Source organism: Flavobacterium rhamnosiphilum (assembly GCF_004349195.1).
Classification (GTDB): Bacteria; Bacteroidota; Bacteroidia; order Flavobacteriales; family Flavobacteriaceae; genus Flavobacterium; species Flavobacterium rhamnosiphilum.
Genome location: NZ_SMLG01000003.1, coordinates 161,783 through 178,929, shown reverse-complemented (window position 1 = coordinate 178,929; position 17,147 = coordinate 161,783). Strand labels below are relative to the sequence as shown.

Sequence of the window (17,147 nt, the reverse complement as noted above, 5' to 3'; positions counted from 1 at the left end):
CGGATTTGTTTTTTACTATTATGCTTTACTAGAACGAATTGTTATAGGTAGGCTATATTCGACTCTAACGGGTTTGTTGTTGATTTTTGCAGGAATCCATTTTGGGGATAATTTTAAAACACGAACCGCTTCGTCTCCAGTTCCATAACCCATATCTTTTATGATTTTAATGTCAGAAAGTGTTCCGTCCATTTCAACTATAAAAGTTAAATACACTTTTCCTTTTATCTTATTTTTTTCAACTTCTTCAGGGATATTGAAATTTTTTCCCACAAATTTGTAGAATTTTTCCATCCCTCCTGGGTATTTAGGTTTTGGATTGTAGTAAATGCTCGTTGTTTTGTTTTTTTGTACATCTCTTGTGATTACTGGTTTTGCAACGGTACCTTCTTTTATTGTTTTCTCTATTACTTTAAAAGAAAATTTTTTGTCTTTGTTTTTTATTTTTTTTTCAAAATGGGGATTGCTTAATAACAGGTAATGGTTTAGATCAGTTTCATAAGGTTTTCCATTTTTAGTAGGGTTGTAATATCTTGAGTAATATGCAATATAATTGGCGTTATATTTTTTTAAATCGATATTGTTAATTTTTTTACCATCTAATAATCCTGAAAATTTAGTATCGTTTATCCAGCTTTCAAATTCTTTTTGCGTTGGACTTTTCTTTTTGATTGGTGCAGGAGCATTTCCAATATACAATCTCTTTTCACTTAAAGTAAGGTCTTCATATTTTTTATCAATTAAGACTTTTTTACGGTTGTCTTTCACAATTAATCGAACACCTTTGTAATAGTCATCCCTCTTTTTATCTTCAGATAGAGAAGTCTCGTTTTTGTTATTGATGGGTTGCGCAACTGTTTGGACACATAAAAAGCCTATTAGTCCAGTAAAAAGCGGAATCAAAACGATTTTCTTTACAATTGATTTTGTTCTTGATGTGGTTTTTGTCATCATGAGTAGTCTTTTTTTAGTTATTAAATAATTCAAATTACTGGCCAAGTAAAAAGTTTGGTTCTCGTTAGCTTTCGATAGTAATAAAGATTGGTAGAACGGAACGTTATTATAGGATGTCACAACTTTCTCGTCGGCAAGAAATTCGTGATTGAGTTGTATGGCTTTTTTATAAAAAATAAAAATTGGGTTGAACCAAAAAACGGTTTTTAATATTTCAATGAATAAAATATCCAAAGTGTGTTTTTGGGATACATGTGTGAGTTCATGCGTGTACAATTCGGCTTCAATTTCACGGTCATTGTATTCTGTTTCGTTGATGAAAATAGTATTCAGGAAAGTATGTGGCAGTGTTTTTTCGGGTACCAAAATCAATTTGGCATTTTTATAATCAATAGTGTTATTCGATTTCATTTTAGATGAAATCTTGATGATATTATTGATAAAACGTATCGCCAAAATGAGCGTTACTACAGCATATAAACTCCACAATCCAATTTCTAAATAGTTTGTTTCTTCTAATACTATTGCGCTTCCTTGCAGTATTTGGATGTTTCCGGTTTCGATTGCAGGTTGTGCTATTTCCTCTATGACTTCAATAGTTATAAATGGAATTACCATCGAAAAAGCAAGGCTGAACAGCAAGTAGAACCTATTGAATAGATGTATTTTTTCTTTTTCTAAAAACAAATAATACACTGTTAATAACACGAATAAAGTAATTGTCGATTTGATTAAAAAGTCGCTCATTTTTTCTTTTTTTGAATTTCACTGTCTATTATTTTCTTGAGTTCTTCCAGTTCCGATTGTGATAAATTGGTTTCGGTGGTAAAGAAAGAAGCAAATTGCGATGCCGAATTGTTGAAGAAATTACTGATCAATCCGTTGACGTGTTTCGAGAAATAGTCGGTTTTTTTGACCAAAGGATAATATTCCCGGGAGTTTCCAAATTCAGTGTAGGCTACAAATTGTTTGTCAATCATTCTTTTCAATAAAGTAGCCACCGTTGTGGTAGCAGGTTTTGGTTTTGGATAGGCTTCAAGCAAGTCTTTCATGAAGGCTTTTTCAAGTTTCCAAAGGTGTTCCATTAATTGTTCTTCTGAATTGGATAGTTGCATGATTTTTTATTTAATTTCTATTTCGGAAAGTGATTCTCCGTTATTGTATTTCTTTATCGTTATTAGTTTTCCATCTTCATTAAAGAAGTTCCAGTCGCCAAAATAAAACCAATGTACGTACTTGCCGCTGGTTTCCATTTTTGTTTTTCCTTTGGACTGTATTTTTCCATTTTCATGATAAAAAGTAGTGTTGCAAATGTTGCGTTTGTATTTTTCTCTTTTGATGATTTTATCATTCAAGTAATAGCTCCATTTTTTTACGGGATCTCCTTTTCGGTATTTTCCAACCGATTTATAATGGGAACTATCCTGTGTGTATTGTTCAATCCAAAGTCCTTCTCTGTGTTTATTCTTCATTTGATTGGTTTTGCAACCAATAACTAAAAATAGCAAGCCGAATACAATAATTGTTTGTCGCATAAAATGATTTTGTTCTACGAAAATAGAGTTTGCTCTACAAATGTAGAATATAAAACCAAATAAACAAATTTTAAATAAAAAATATTTTGGTTGTCAGGGGTTTGCGTTAAGGAGTGAAGTGAAAATCCTTTTTATTTTTTTCTTTAAAAAATAAAAAGATTGCAACGGAAAGCCTGACCCGTCTTTTTTCGGCGGGGAACGCCCAAAAAAATCCGTTCATTACTGAACGGATTAATTGTTATAAAAGGTTCTCGATACTTTTTTGTTTCGTTTCTCTTTACAAAATCCCGAAGCGTCGGGACGAACTGACGGTATCTAAAAAATATTATTTCGACAACTCCACAAAATATTTGTAAAACAATGGGATGGTTTCAATTCCTTTCAGGTAATTGAAGATTCCGAAGTGTTCGTTTGGTGAGTGAATCGCATCGCTGTCCAATCCGAATCCCATCAAAATGGTTTTGCTTTTCAGTTCTTTTTCGAATAACGCTACGATAGGAATACTTCCGCCGGAACGCACGGGAATTGCGGGAACGCCAAAGGTTTCGGTATAAGCCATGTTTGCGGCTTTATAGCCAATGCTGTCTATTGGGGTTACATATCCCTGACCGCCATGATGCGGTTTTACTTTTACGGTAACGCCGGCAGGGGCAAGGCTTGTGAAATGTTTGGTGAATAATTCGGTGATTTGCTCCCAATCTTGATTTGGAACCAAACGCATGGATATTTTAGCGAAAGCTTTGCTCGAAATCACAGTTTTAGCACCTTCTCCGGTGTATCCACCCCAGATTCCGTTGACATCTAACGTAGGACGAATAGAGTTTCTTTCGTTAGTTACATAGCCTTTTTCGCCATAAACGTCATTTAAGTCCAATGCTTTTTTGTAATTGTCTAAATTGAAAGGTGCTTTGGCCATTTCAGCTCTTTCTTCCAGCGATAGTTCTTCTACATTATCATAGAAACCGGGAATGGTAATGTGATTGTTTTCATCATGAAGTGAAGCAATCATTTTGGCTAAAACGTTTATCGGGTTGGCAACAGCACCACCATATAATCCAGAATGTAAATCACGGTTTGGCCCCGTAACTTCCACTTCTACATAGCTTAATCCACGTAATCCTGTTGTAATTGACGGTTGCTGATTAGAAATCATTCCGGTGTCCGAAATTAAAATCACGTCATTCTTTAGTTTTTCCTGATTGCGTTCCACAAACCAACTCAAGCTTTTAGAACCGATTTCCTCTTCACCTTCAATCATGAATTTCACGTTACAAGGCAAAGTTTTCGATTGAACCATGTATTCCAATGCTTTTACGTGCATGTACATTTGGCCTTTGTCATCACAAGATCCACGGGCAAAAATAGCGCCTTCGGGATGAATTTCGGTTTTCTTGATTACGGGTTCAAAGGGTGGAGATGTCCATAATTCCATTGGGTCTGGAGGTTGAACATCATAATGACCATAAACCAAAACGGTTGGTAATGATTTGTCTATGATTTTTTCTCCATAAACGATTGGATAACCCGGAGTATCACAAATTTCAACAAAATCACAGCCTGCTTTTTCTAAACTGGCTTTTACGGCATCAGCTGTTTCAAAAACATCATGTGAATAAGCGGTGTCAGCACTTACGGATGGGATTTTTAATAATTCGATTAACTCATTGATAAAGCGGTCTTTGTGTTCTTGAACGTATGCTTTAATATTTTCCATTATTTGAATTTTGTTTATATTTCAAAAGTACAAAAAAGAGTATGAATATTTTTTGTCAAATTTACTTTGAAAATTGGAAGTTATGTTTATCTTTGCACCCACAATTGCGCGGATATGGTGAAATTGGTAGACATGCCAGACTTAGGATCTGGTGCCGCAAGGCGTGTAGGTTCGAGTCCTATTATCCGCACAAAAAAAGCTTCTCAATTGAGAAGCTTTTTTTATACTAGAGAATTAAAATTTAGATATGAATTTTGCAATTTCAATAATACTCTTTTTATCTTTTAAAGAGAATTTGTTATCCTTAAAGTAAATTGCAATTTCTTCTTTTTTTATTGGAAAGAGATCTTGAAGTTCTTTCTTGTTTTTTGGCATTACTATAGCGTTTTCATTTTTTAAACTCAAAAAGTATTCGTCATTTGTTTTAACATATCTTGCGGGTGTGGCAACTGTATATGAATTAATAGCTTCTTTTTCCTTTTGAAGGCTAATTCTATCTCTTCTGTATAATGCAACTTCGTTTTGATTAAATAATTCTACTAAATATCCATTTGCTTCTCCCTCTTTAGTTTTATAATTTAAAAGCTTGATTTTATCGGTGAAAGGAATAATAGTTATGGTGTTGAAAGGATCCTTTTTCGTTAGTGAGAAAAGCTCTTTTTTATCATTCTGAACTTCTATAATATCTGTCAACGCATTGTAGCGAACCATTATTTTTTGTGAAATACCTGAAACTTCGGCTAATCTAAATTCTTCAACAAAGTATTTAGAGCCTTCTGTTTTAGTCAAGTCTTTCTTGTTTAAAACAGAATTCCTAAGTAAAGCACCTGAGAAGGTAGGGTCAATTACGTCTAGAATTCCTTGTGCGTTGCCATTAAATACTGCGAAAAACAGCAATAGTGTGTTAATCAATAGTTTTTTCATAGTCTTTAATTTATCTAGATTCATTTATCCAAGCATTAATTTTGTTTTCCAGTAATGCTAATGGCATTACTCCGGATTCCAATACTTTCTCGTGGAATTTCTTAATGTCAAATTTCGCACCCATTTTAACTTCCGCTTTTTTACGAAGTTCTATAATCTTTAATTGTCCTATTTTATAAGACAAAGCTTGTCCTGGAATAGCCATATAGCGCTCTATTTCCGGAATGATACTCGCTTCACTTTCGGCTTCGTTTGCTAGCGAATATTTGATAGCCTGCTCTCTTGTCCAACCTTTGGAGTGTAATCCAGTGTCCACGACTAATCGAACCGCTCTGTGCATTTCATTGCCTAACATGCCAAAATATTGATACGGATCTTGATACAATCCAAGCTCTTTACCTAAACTTTCGGTGTATAAAGCCCAGCCTTCACCATAAGCACCAAACCAATTGAATTTTCTAAAATCTGGAAGACTGGCATTTTCTTGTTGCAATGAAATTTGGAAGTGATGTCCTGGAATGGCTTCGTGTAAAAATAAATCTTCATCTCCGTAAAGATTATAATTGGCTACATCAGGGATTGGAACATAAAAAATACCGGGACGCGAACCGTCTGCCGTTCCTTGCATGTATTCGGCACTTGCCGTTTTTTCTCTGAAAGCTTCCGTTCTTCTGATTTCAAATTTTGTTTTGGGTTGCAGTGCGAATAATTTGTCTACATTCGGTTTTATTCGGGTATAAATACTTTGAAAATTAGCAATAACCTCTTCTGGTTTCTTGAAAGGTTTTAGCTCTTTTTTGTTTCTAACTTCTTCGAAAAATTGTACTAAAGTTCCTTTGAAACCCACTTGAGTTTTTACCTTTTCCATTTCGGCATTTAATCGGGCTACTTCTTTTAATCCCAATTCATGGATTTCCTCCGGAGTCATTTCGGTTGTAGTCCATTGTTTTACATGCGTTGCATACAAATCCTTTCCAAAAGCGAAACTTCCTATTCCGCTGGTTGTTCTGGAAGCAGGAAGGTATTCATTGGTCAGGAAATCAGCCATTTTTTTGTATTGCGGAATCAATTTATCATTGATGGTGGCTGTATATTTTGTGGTTAAGTCTTTTTTTACGGTATCAGAAAAAGAAGCAGGCATTAATTTTATCGACGAGTAAAATAAATTATCTTCAATTTTTGGCGTGGCCATTTCAGCAAATTGTGGAATTAACTTGGTTGTTAATGATTTTGGCAGCACAATTCCTTTTGCCATTCCTTTTTTCATATACACCATTGCCGAATCAATCCAAACGGAATACTTGTCCATTCTTTTCAGGAAATTAGTGTAGTCTTTTTCGGTTTTAAAAGGTTGTGCGCTGGTTCCTCCCGCAAATTGTCCCATCGTCAAGTGTGTTCCCCAAAATTGATGTACAGGCATGAGGTTTGTAGGTTGTTTTAGTAAATCTTTACCAATCTCAACTTCCCATTTGATGATTTCGTAGCTGTTTTTTTCTTCTTCGGATAAACTTTCTTTATCAATAGTTTTTAGGGCAGTTTGATATTTATCAAAAAAAGCTTCTTGCGACTTTCTATAACTGTCCGTCATTTCAAATTGCAACTGATCGTTATACTCATATTGACCATTTTGTGTGGCGTCCAAAGGACTCATCGCATTTCTGTCGTCAAAATAGTTTTTGGTCAAGGTACTAAAATCTTCTTTTTTGTCTTTGGATTTACAGTTTACCAGTACTAATGAAATAATTGAAGTAATAAAAACAATGGTTATTTTTCTCATAATGATGGATTGTTAAATAATTGTAGCTAATTTACCAAAAAAAATGAATTATTGACCAAATATATTGTTATCCCTAAATAGGGACTTTTTCTGTTTCCAATGCTTGTCTGCCAAAAAAAACCAATTCGGTTTAAAGCGAATGCGATTTTGATGTTCTGTTTTCTAAATTGGATTAAAAACTGAATTGAAATAAAAAGGTGATTTTATCCGTGATATACTCGGGACGCAATTATTTTATTTTCTTTGATGTCTAAAACTTCTGCAACCAGTAAGTCTTCTTCACCAACAACCGTTCGAATATATTCCATAAAAACACGGTCGCCATTTGCGGTCAGTGATTTTACTTTATAATTTAAACTGGGTAAACGTTCAAAAGCATCTTGCCACCATTCTCGCAGCGCCTCTTTACCAGTAACAAAACCGTTAGTCTCGGGTTTGTACATTTTTAGTTTTGGACTGAAATGGACAGCATCTTCATCATATAAAGACAATAGTTTTTCTAATTCTTTATTGTTGAAAGTTTCAAACCATTTAAAAGCAATTGATTGTAATTTTTCTGGTGTCATGATAATTAGGGTTTGTTTTTAATTAAAAAATCCCTTTTCGCTTTATGCGAAAGGGATTTTATTGCTATAATTTCAAAGAAATATTAAACGTTCTTCAAATTGATGATTTCTTGTTCGGTCAGTAATCTCCAGTTTCCTCTTGGCAAATTCTTTTTGGTTAAACCAGCAAAAGCAACCCTGTCAATTCGCAACACATCATAACTAAAGTGTTCGAAAATAGAACGTACCACTTTCACGTTAGCCGATCTTAATTGCAAGCCAATTTCGCTTTTTGCTTCACCATCAATGTAACTTACATCTTCCACAAAAACGCGGTGTCCGTCAAGAGTCAAACCTTTGTTTATTTTTTCTAAATCCTCAAATTTCAAGTTTTTGTCTAGTGAAACTTGGTAGATTTTAGATGATTTTTGGCTAGGTAACGTAAACTTACGAATCATATCCGTATCGTTTGTGAACAATAACAAACCAGTTGTATTCTTGTCCATTCTTCCCACTGCGCCAATTTTTGCAGTCGTAGAACCTTTAACTAATTCCAATACATTACGATATTCCTGACCTTCGTCCATAGCTGTCGTAAAGTTTTTTGGTTTGTTCAGCAAGATGTATACTTTTTTCTCCGGAGTCAAAGTGGCACCGTCAAAATTCACAACATCTCCCGGTTTTACCATGTATCCCATTTCGGTAACAGGAATGCCGTTTACTTTCACAGTCCCGGATTGAATATAAATATCAGCATCACGACGCGAGCAGGCACCTGAATTAGCAATGTATTTATTCAAACGAATTTCGTCTTTTACTTTCGGTCTCTTTGGTGCTTGATTTGGTTTTTTCTCTACTTTATCAGTAGCGATATCGGCAACTTTAGTATTTACTTTAACTTTTTTCGGCCCTTGAGCGCGCTTCTGCATGGCAGGTTTTGGCTTATTCGAACTTGGTCTTGAGCTAGTTGCTCTTGGACCACTTTTCTTATTATTGCCTTCCTTGTTATTCATAATATTCCAATAATTTGTGCAAAGATACTATTTATATAGTTGACAATCAATAACAGCCAATTATAAAAACGCTAACTATCTAGTTAATAAGCTAATTAATACGTTTTAGTTTCGTTTTTTGGAGCTATTTCCCGCTATCGTTTCAATCTTTTATTTTTTAAAGAAAAAAATAAAAGGATTTCCACTACTATCGGGGCTAACCAAATGGAGGTATTTAGTGTTTTTGAGAAAATTGTTTTCAACCTTTTATAATCCCGAAGAAGAAATAATCTAAACCGTCATCAACAATCTTTTTCCGTGCCACAAAACACTCGGATTAATCAATACAATACAAAAAACACCAGCTACGATAAGGAATTTGAGGACATTATGCAGTAACAGGAATTGTGCTTTTGTGTTTGATTTCCACAAGTAAGTCAAGAAAAAAATCAGACTGATGAGACAGGAATAAAAATAAATATCCATATAACCCACATCGTAAATTTCGATTAAAGCGTAAACTGGGAATACAGTTAGAATTGTCAAAACAGTAATTATTTTTTTGGATATTTCTTCGCCATAAACAATTGGAATCGTTTTGTAATCATTGGCTAAATCGCCTTTTAGGTTTTCTAAATCCTTAATCATTTCTCGAATCAACAGTAGTAGAAACAAAAAAGAAGCATGAGAAAAAATTACTCCAAGTTGTCTTTTGTAATTTTCGATTTCTTCAAACGGAATCTGATTGTAAAAATACAACAGTATCGCAAAAAAAGGTAAAACAGCCAGTAATGCAGCAGTCAAATTCCCTATTATCGGATATTTTTTTATTTTATGGGAATAAAACCAAATAGAAAATATATACCCTGAAAAGAATAAAAATACGCGCCAGGAAACAAACAAAGCCATTAAAGCCACAATAAAATTGAGTGTAAAATAGACGCTCAGTTTGGTTTTTTGACTCACTAATCGATCCAGCATCGACTTATTAGGGCGATTGATTAAATCTTTTCGACTGTCATAAAAGTTATTGATGATATATCCTGAGGCTATCGTGAGTGAAGAGGCAAAAACAAGTATAAATAAATTGAAATCGAGTAGGATGTCCAGCGCTCTTTTTTCGGGAGCCAGAATAAATATTGCCGAAAGGTATTGCGCCAAAATTATTATTGGAATGTTATACCCTCTGACAACAGAAAATAAACTGATGATTTTCATCACTAAAAGCTTATGTTGCCTGCTTAACATTTTTTAGTAGTAGTTTTTTGTCAAGTTTTTACAATGGTATAGCAAACTTGCCTATTTATGCTCAAATTTAGGATTTTGTTTTTAAAATCAACTTGATTTCTTTACAAAAACACACTCATGAGAATTCTTTTAAGAGGATATTGTGAAATAGTACCATTATTTATGGAAAATATAGTAGTAATAATTCTGATTTCATTTGATTCAAAAATGATTGTACTATTTTGGAGAAGAATCAGGATAAATCATTTCTCCAAATTCTTTAATTGGTAAAGGTTTGCTTAAAAGCGTTTTTACATATTTATTATTTTTTGCTTGTGTAATATCATTAGGGTCTAATGTAGAGGAAAGCATGAAAATTTGAGTTTCCTTTTTCAATTCTTCGGGTAGCGTTTCATATTCCAAAAGGAATTCGAATCCATCCATTTCTGGCATTTTAATGTCTAATAGAATAATCAGAGATTCTTCAAAACTCTTTCCGTGATCAATAAGCCATTGAATTCCTTCTTTACCATTATTGGCAGTACTTACATCAGTTATGTCAAGTGTTTTTTTTAGTAATTGTTTGGTGACAATTTGATCAATTGTATTGTCGTCAATTATCAAAATTTTATAATTGGGCCTCATATTGTTTCGGTATCGTTACTATAAATTTACTTCCAATATTCATTTTAGAATCTACGGTTATGTTTCCATTAAGATTTTCAACAGCTTCTTTTACTAAATAGAGACCTAAACCGGAGCCTTTCTTGTTGTTATTAGTCACAAAAAACATTTCAAAAATTTTGACATGGTATTCATTATTAATTCCGATGCCATTGTCTTCAATTTCTATTTTGTAAAATTCCCCTTTGACATACGTTTTAATTGAAATGTATTTTTTTTCTTTGCTTTCGTCAGTATACTTGATGGCATTTGACAATAAATTATTTAAAATAATTTTCAGTCTCAAACCGTCACTATAAACTTCATCAACTGATAATTCTTTTTTGATAGCAATTTCATTCGTCCCTTTAATATAAAGATGTTGAGCAATGATCTCATCTATAACTTTATTTAAACTAACGGAAGCAACGGTTATTTTTTTTCTCTTATTTCTCGAATAATCGATTATCTCTCTTATAAATTGATCTTGCTTATCAAGGCTTTGATGCATTAGGTCTAAATAATCCCTAATTTGATCCAGATCATCTTCTAATTTCACAATTTCAATTAATCCTTTTAAAGAAGAGATAGGGGATCTTAGATCATGTGAAGCACTGTAAACAAACTTGTCAAGCTCCTTATTGGCAATTATTAAATTCCTGTTTTTATCATCTGTTTCCTGTTTCGAGCGTCTTAGTCTGTTAACCATTACGGAGTAATAAAGGCTTACACTTCCGATGATCATCAAAGTAAAAAAGATATTGGTAAAAAGAAGATAGTTCTTAATCAAACGAGTGCCTTCTCCGAGTGCATCAGAAAAATTACGCTCATTTATTGTTAATTTATCAGTAATGATGTTTATCCGTTGGAAAATCTTTTGCTTGTCGTCCGGTTTTAAAGTATTAGCGTTTATTTTTTCGTAGGCTTCATTTCCAATCGATGCCAGTTGGTCAATTAAATAGTCCGCTTTTCTCCATTCATTAATAGCCTTTGCCAAGAAAGGAACAGCGTGGAAATGTCTAAATAGCCAAACCATATCATCCAAATCTTTCTCATGATTTCTGCCAGTCCTTAATCCATCTTTAATTGTTTTAATGTCACCATTATTGGTTAGGCCGATTCGTGCAATTTTATCTCCTTTAGGAACACTTAATTCTTCGTTGAATAACTCCCATTGAGTGGGATCTTTAGTATAAAGGTAGGTGATAAGGTGGCGGGTTGCATCTTTTTGCCCTTTAGAATAATGGGATTCTCCATTTACATACGCTCTGGATGCTGACAAGATTTTAATAGTCAGGTAGTTGATGATAATCAACGAAGAGCAAGATAGAATTACTATAATAAGGGGAATGAAAATATTGCGTAGCTTAAAATTTTCAATGATTTTACTTTCAGGCATATAGTTTTTTTTTGTAGGTAGAAGGCAAAAAAATCAGATGCTTAAAGATAGGATGTTTTTTTATTGAAATGTAAGATTTTGTTTAAATTTATTTCAATTTTTTTTATGTAGAATAATTTGATTTTTATTTCAAAGTTTTTTGTCGAAAAAAAAACATGCTTCTCAATATATGGTATTGCCACAGAACCATGAAGAAATACGAATGTTACAAGACAACTTTAGCCCAGTAAATTCATGATTTTCGAATGAGAAATAGAATTGTGTCTAAAAAGCAAATGGGATATATGCATCAAGGTAAACGCATGAGTGAATACAGTTAAAGATTTGACACAAATTCCATAAATTAGCACAAATTAATCTGTGTAAATTTGTGGAATTTGTGTCAAAAAAAGTTGAATTAAATCTATTGGCTCGATAATTCTCATCAAATAGACAACTTTTCAAACTCATACGTTTGCCTGATATATGCCTATAATAAGGATAACAAACGGACAATTTTTAGTGTAAGAAGCTTGTGCTACCTGCTTAAATTTGTAGTAGTTTAAAGTTAGAAGTTTTTAAAATTGATATACTACTTCTAGTTTATAATCCTTCAGGGAAGCTTTGGCTTTTTCTAAATCTTCGGTGAAGCCTAGGATGTAACCGCCACCACCAGAACCACATAATTTTAAATAGTAATCATTGCTGTCAATTCCTTGTTGCCAGATTCCGTGAAATTGTTCCGGAATCATTGGTTTGAAGTTATTTAAAACCACTTTTGATAATTTCTTGGTGTTCATGAACAATGATTTCATGTCACCACCAAGGAAATTTTCCACACAAGCGTCCGTGTATTTCACAAATTGATTTTTCAACATAGTACGGAAACCTTTGTCTTTCAGGTTTTCCATGAAAATGTTGACCATCGGAGCGGTTTCGCCCACAATACCGGAATCCAACAAAAATACGGCACCTTTCCCGTCAAAACTTTGATTCGGAATTCCTGTTGCTTGAATATTGTCTTTAGAATTGATCAGTATTGGAATGCTCAAATAACTGTTTAAAGGATCTAAACCAGAACTTTTTCCGTGGAAAAAACTCTCCATTTGAGAAAATATGTTTTTTAATTGCAATAATTTTTCACGAGTTAAATTTTCCAGAACCGTGATTTTATTTTGTGCATATTTATCGTAAATAGCTGCTACAAGTGCGCCACTGCTGCCTACACCATAGCCTTGAGGAATGCTGGAATCAAAATACATTCCGGTTTCAACATCATTTTTTAACGTATCTAGATCGAAAGTAACTAAATCAGGCTGTTCGTTTTGTAATGTTTCCAAATAGATAACAAAACGTCTCAAATTTCCATTTGATTTGATGGCTTCTTCAGATGGATTTTCATCTCTTTTAAGCGCACCGTTGTAAAAATTATAAGGAATAGACAACCCTTTTGAGTCACGAATGATTCCGTATTCTCCAAAGAGTAATATTTTTGAGTAAAATAAAGGTCCTTTCATATTAGATTGTAAATTAACAATTTGGGGTTGGTAATTATATATTGTAACAAATAATTTTTTTATAAATCAACTTGGTCTCCACGATTTGCCTCTTGAATTTCAAGATCAATTTCTTCCTGTTGTTCAGGAGATAATTCTTTCCAAACATCTTTTTTTTGTGCTTTGAAAATATTTTTTATAGCCTCGATTATAGTCTTGTCGTCAGTTTCTAACAACATTTTGATCAATTCTAATTTCTCGTATTGAATGTCCATATTTTCAGCTCTTTAAAAATTAAAGATAGGAAAAAAACAAATTAATTCAACAAAGCTCCATTTCCAATTTCGTCACAAATGTACTGACCATTTTGACAATAGCCAACTAATTCGTTCTTAATAAATTGTAAAACAGTAACCGCTACATTTTCAGGATACAAAACATGCACATTTGCACCGGCATCCAGCGTGAAGCAAACCGGAATTTTAGTTTCAGTTCTAAATTTCCAAATCGCATTTATGATTTGTAATGTGTTCGGTTTCATCAATATAAAATAAGGCATCGAGGTCATCATCATGGCATGCAAAGTCAAGGCTTCACTCTCCACAATTTTGATGAATTCTTCCAGATTACCGTTTTCGAAAATAGAAATCAGTTGGTCTAAATTTTCATGCGCTTGTGCAAATCGCCTTTCGGCAAAAGGATGGTTGTACATTAAATCATGACCCAGGGTACTCGAAACTTGTTTTTCACCTTTGTCAACCAATAAAATGGTGTCTTGAAAATTCTTAAAATTATCATGAATTGCATTTGGAAATTCAATGCCAAATAAATCGGAACTTCCTTCAATATTGGCGTGATTTCCCCAAACTACCACACTTCCTTTTACACTTCTGCAAGCACTACCAGAACCCAAACGTGCTAAGAAAGACGCTTTTTGAAAGAAATAATCATCTGTCATTTCTGGGTTTAATGCTTTTTCTAAACTCATCAAGTTCATTGCCAAAGCCGCCATTCCTGATGCTGATGAAGCAATTCCGGAACTGTGCGGAAAGGTGTTTTGGGTATCAATCGTAAAATGATAAGCTGCTAAAAACGGTAAATAGATTTCAATTCGCTCCAGGAATTTTTGGATTTTTGGTTTGAAATCTTCTTTTGGTTGTCCTTCAAAAAGCAAATCGAATGAGAAACTATTACTCGTCACATTGAGCGCAGTCGAAATGTCTTTTTTGGCGAAAGCCAATTTGGTAATGGTTTTACAATTATTCAACGTAAAACTCACCGAAGGATTTGCAGGGATTTGATTGTCTTTTTTGCCCCAATATTTTACCAATGCAATGTTACTGGGTGCGCTCCACTGGAAATTTCCTTCTTCAACCGAATGTGTATATTTTGATGGAATAAAATCCTTTGCTGAAATCATGAATTTAAAAATTTACGCAAAGATACTTTTTTTGATTTATTTGTTTATTCGTTTATGTGGTTAATCGGTAGAAAGATTTAAGTAAATTTGGCAAATAAAAAAATAACCATATAAGTTATATAAGTCCATCTAAGGGTTTATTTAATACTCTTTTTTTAAACTTATATTTTCTTAAATGGCTTATACGGTTTGAAAAGATAGTCTATTTCAAAAATTTAAAACATTAAAATGAATAAAATTACCCGAATATTAGCTGTTGTTGTCACCTGTCTTGCTATTGGTTATTTCTCTGGAATGGTGACTAAATCAAGCATTGAAACTTGGTATCCAACGCTGATAAAACCAAGTTTTAATCCACCCAATTGGATTTTCGCGCCTGTTTGGAGTATGCTGTATGTAATGATGGGAGTTGCTGCAGGATTAGTTTGGGACCGAATAGAAGCGGAGAAAGAAGTCGTAAAAAAAGCGTTGGTTTTCTTTGCAATACAATTGGCATTAAATGCGCTGTGGTCGTATTTGTTTTTTGGATTGCACAACCCAATGTTAGCCGGTTTAGAAATTATTGTGTTATGGTTGATGATATTTGAAACGTATATTCAATTTGCCAAAATCAATAAAATTGCAGGTTATTTAATGCTTCCGTATTTGGCTTGGGTAAGTTTTGCCGCCGTTTTAAATGGTACTATTTGGTGGTTGAACAGGGTATAGTGTTCGGTCCAGACGCTTCGGGATTAGTAATCAGTTTGTCATGCTGTATAAAAAAGCTGTATTTTTTTTCAAAGTCTTTATAGCTTCTTAAATTCAATATTCTTGGTCGATAAAAAATCCATCATCGATAAGATATTACTGTTCTCTAATAGTGTTTTCGATTTTGGATCTGCATCACAAAATTGAAGAAAAAGGGATATTTCCTCTGGTTTTAATTTTAAAGTTTCAATATAAAATTTTTGATCGCAGGTAGTTGTCGCTAATGCTTTAAACTCAATTTGAGGAACAGTTTTTTTAACTTTCTCTTTTTCTTTTTTGAATAAATTATAAATCATTTTACCAATTCGAATAAAATCCATTCCATTTTCAATAGTTCCATCGTAAACACCCGTTTTTAGCCTTTTTGCAGCTTTCTCTAAAGCCAATTTATCCAACTTTCCTTGTTCATACGCTTTATCGGTACTTAATTTAATGGAAGGCATTTTTGTAACCACAACTTCTTCTAATTGTTCTGGTTTTAGGATTAACAAAATTATAAGATTACTTTTGTTAATGGTCTTTTGATCCAATGCAATTTTTTTAATATCATGGTCTTTTGAAATAAAAATGAGTTCATCACCCGCTTTTACTAACATAGAAAATTCTCCAGAGGCATTTGTAATAGTAGTTTTTTTAGAACTGAAATTAGCAACTTCGACTTTTCCGACAGGAAATTGTTCGTGTAAAACTTTGCCGCTAATTAGTTTTTCTGATTGTGAAAAACCAGATTGAAACACAAAAACCAATAAGGAAACAAAAAAGTAGTTTTTAATCATTCGTAATATTTTAATTACAAACATATTGAAATCATTCAATGAAAATCAAAACAGAATAATAAATTCCTGTTAATCAAAAACTAAAGTTCTCTTAATTAAAGTCTTGTAGGATAATTGCTTTAGTCTTTCATTTTTAGTTCAGTTTGTAGTAGAAAATTGTAAATGAAAACAATTTTCTTTTTTTAAAGTCTTTATAGTTTTTTGAATTCAATGTTCTTGGCATATAAAAAATCCATCATCGATAAGATATTATTGTTCTCTAATAGTGTTTTCGATTTTGGATCTGCATCACAAAATTGAAGAAACAGGTCTATTTCATCTGGTTTTAATTTTAAGTTTTCAAGATAAAACTTTTCGTCACAGCTGCTTCTTGCCAATTGTTTGAATTCAATTTGAGGTGCTTTGTCACCAGATGTTTCTTTTACCAAAAGTTTAAATATTGTTTTTCCAATTCGAGCTAAATTCAGTCCTTTATCAATGGAAAGGTCGTCAATCCTTGTGTTTTTTAATCTGTTTTCAGTTCTTTCGGCAGTAATCTCATCTCTTTTTACTTGTTCCCATTTTGTATCTAATTTCCAATCAATATTTGGAATTTGTCTAATTATAATTTCTTCCAGTTCTTCGGGTTTTTTTACCATTGAAACTGATATTTTGTTGGTCGCAATATCGTTTGGACTTAATTGGATCCCTTTTAAATAATATTCTTTTCTGTAAAAAATAATACTGTCATTGACTTTGGCTGATAATACAAACTCACCTTTGATATCGGTAGTAGTACTTTTTTGGGTTGTTTTATTGATTACATCGACATTTTGCAGTAAGAAATTGTCGAACATGACTTTGCCTTTGAGTGTTTTTTCGGTTTGTGAAAAACCAGATTGAAATACAAAAATCAGTAAGGAAACAAAAAAGTAGTTTTTAATCATTCGTAATATTTTAATTACAAACATATTGAAATCATTCTATGAAAATCAAAACAAAATAATAAATTCCTGTTAA

The 17,147-nt window shown here is 33.0% G+C and carries 17 protein-coding genes and 1 tRNA gene; 2 read left to right on the top strand and 16 right to left on the bottom strand.

What is annotated here, in order from left to right:
• Nucleotides 1-18 precede the first annotated feature (18 nt).
• From E0I26_RS16600 to E0I26_RS05805, 4 genes are all read right to left on the bottom strand, one after another.
• Complete coding sequence (locus tag E0I26_RS16600; RefSeq protein ID WP_235831720.1) at nt 19-1,701, bottom strand: energy transducer TonB; 1,683 nt, start codon at nt 1,699-1,701, stop codon at nt 19-21.
• Nucleotides 1,698-2,069 carry a BlaI/MecI/CopY family transcriptional regulator gene (locus E0I26_RS05815; RefSeq protein WP_205728773.1) on the bottom strand — a complete coding sequence of 124 codons (372 nt, stop codon included), beginning with the start codon at nt 2,067-2,069 and terminating at the stop codon, nt 1,698-1,700. Before E0I26_RS05815 ends, E0I26_RS16600 begins: the two co-directional genes overlap by 4 nt.
• 6 nt (nt 2,070-2,075) lie before the next feature.
• Nucleotides 2,076-2,426 carry a hypothetical protein gene (locus E0I26_RS05810; RefSeq protein ID WP_235831719.1) on the bottom strand — a complete coding sequence of 117 codons (351 nt, stop codon included), beginning with the start codon at nt 2,424-2,426 and terminating at the stop codon, nt 2,076-2,078.
• A gap of 388 nt (nt 2,427-2,814) precedes the next feature.
• Nucleotides 2,815-4,203 (bottom strand): dipeptidase, encoded by a 1,389-nt coding sequence (locus E0I26_RS05805; RefSeq protein WP_131915555.1) that lies wholly within the window; start codon nt 4,201-4,203, stop codon nt 2,815-2,817.
• 108 nt (nt 4,204-4,311) lie between these two features.
• On the opposite strand from E0I26_RS05805, the gene E0I26_RS05800 reads away from it, so the two are divergent.
• Nucleotides 4,312-4,393 (top strand) — tRNA-Leu (locus E0I26_RS05800).
• 44 nt (nt 4,394-4,437) lie between these two features.
• Here the strand turns inward: E0I26_RS05800 and E0I26_RS05795 are convergent.
• The 10 genes from E0I26_RS05795 to E0I26_RS05750 all read right to left on the bottom strand — a co-directional run bounded on the left by E0I26_RS05795 (nt 4,438) and on the right by E0I26_RS05750 (nt 14,625).
• Nucleotides 4,438-5,151, bottom strand: coding sequence for a hypothetical protein (locus tag E0I26_RS05795; RefSeq protein WP_165929412.1), 714 nt, complete (start codon nt 5,149-5,151; stop codon nt 4,438-4,440).
• Nucleotides 5,138-6,904: a DUF885 domain-containing protein gene (locus E0I26_RS05790; RefSeq protein WP_131915553.1), complete on the bottom strand. Its 1,767-nt coding sequence runs from the start codon at nt 6,902-6,904 to the stop codon at nt 5,138-5,140. The genes E0I26_RS05795 and E0I26_RS05790 overlap by 14 nt, the downstream gene beginning before the upstream one ends.
• 203 nt (nt 6,905-7,107) lie before the next feature.
• Nucleotides 7,108-7,470, bottom strand: a complete 363-nt coding sequence (locus E0I26_RS05785) for a nuclear transport factor 2 family protein (RefSeq protein ID WP_131915552.1) — start codon at nt 7,468-7,470, stop codon at nt 7,108-7,110.
• An 83-nt stretch (nt 7,471-7,553) separates the two neighbouring features.
• Nucleotides 7,554-8,462: a pseudouridine synthase gene (locus E0I26_RS05780; RefSeq protein WP_131915551.1), complete on the bottom strand. Its 909-nt coding sequence runs from the start codon at nt 8,460-8,462 to the stop codon at nt 7,554-7,556.
• Nucleotides 8,463-8,732: 270 nt separating this feature from the next.
• A complete protein-coding gene (locus E0I26_RS05775; protein ID WP_131915550.1) occupies nt 8,733-9,689 on the bottom strand; it encodes a geranylgeranylglycerol-phosphate geranylgeranyltransferase in 957 nt (318 codons plus the stop codon).
• Nucleotides 9,690-9,905: 216 nt separating this feature from the next.
• Nucleotides 9,906-10,292: a response regulator gene (locus E0I26_RS05770; RefSeq protein WP_235831718.1), complete on the bottom strand. Its 387-nt coding sequence runs from the start codon at nt 10,290-10,292 to the stop codon at nt 9,906-9,908.
• A gap of 4 nt (nt 10,293-10,296) precedes the next feature.
• Nucleotides 10,297-11,613 (bottom strand): sensor histidine kinase, encoded by a 1,317-nt coding sequence (locus E0I26_RS05765; RefSeq protein ID WP_235831717.1) that lies wholly within the window; start codon nt 11,611-11,613, stop codon nt 10,297-10,299.
• Between the two features lie 674 nt (nt 11,614-12,287).
• Entirely contained in the window at nt 12,288-13,226 is a 939-nt protein-coding gene (locus tag E0I26_RS05760; RefSeq protein WP_131915547.1) for a mevalonate kinase family protein, read from the bottom strand.
• A gap of 59 nt (nt 13,227-13,285) precedes the next feature.
• Nucleotides 13,286-13,480: a hypothetical protein gene (locus E0I26_RS05755; RefSeq protein WP_131915546.1), complete on the bottom strand. Its 195-nt coding sequence runs from the start codon at nt 13,478-13,480 to the stop codon at nt 13,286-13,288.
• A 41-nt stretch (nt 13,481-13,521) separates the two neighbouring features.
• A complete protein-coding gene (locus E0I26_RS05750; protein ID WP_131915545.1) occupies nt 13,522-14,625 on the bottom strand; it encodes a diphosphomevalonate/mevalonate 3,5-bisphosphate decarboxylase family protein in 1,104 nt (367 codons plus the stop codon).
• Between the two features lie 228 nt (nt 14,626-14,853).
• Here E0I26_RS05750 and E0I26_RS05745 point away from each other — a divergent pair, with 228 nt between their 5' ends.
• Nucleotides 14,854-15,333: a TspO/MBR family protein gene (locus E0I26_RS05745; protein ID WP_131915544.1), complete on the top strand. Its 480-nt coding sequence runs from the start codon at nt 14,854-14,856 to the stop codon at nt 15,331-15,333.
• A gap of 77 nt (nt 15,334-15,410) precedes the next feature.
• Here the strand turns inward: E0I26_RS05745 and E0I26_RS05740 are convergent, their stop codons facing one another.
• Nucleotides 15,411-16,148: a hypothetical protein gene (locus tag E0I26_RS05740; RefSeq protein ID WP_131915543.1), complete on the bottom strand. Its 738-nt coding sequence runs from the start codon at nt 16,146-16,148 to the stop codon at nt 15,411-15,413.
• 191 nt (nt 16,149-16,339) lie between these two features.
• Nucleotides 16,340-17,074 carry a hypothetical protein gene (locus E0I26_RS05735; RefSeq protein WP_131915542.1) on the bottom strand — a complete coding sequence of 245 codons (735 nt, stop codon included), beginning with the start codon at nt 17,072-17,074 and terminating at the stop codon, nt 16,340-16,342.
• Nucleotides 17,075-17,147 lie beyond the last annotated feature (73 nt).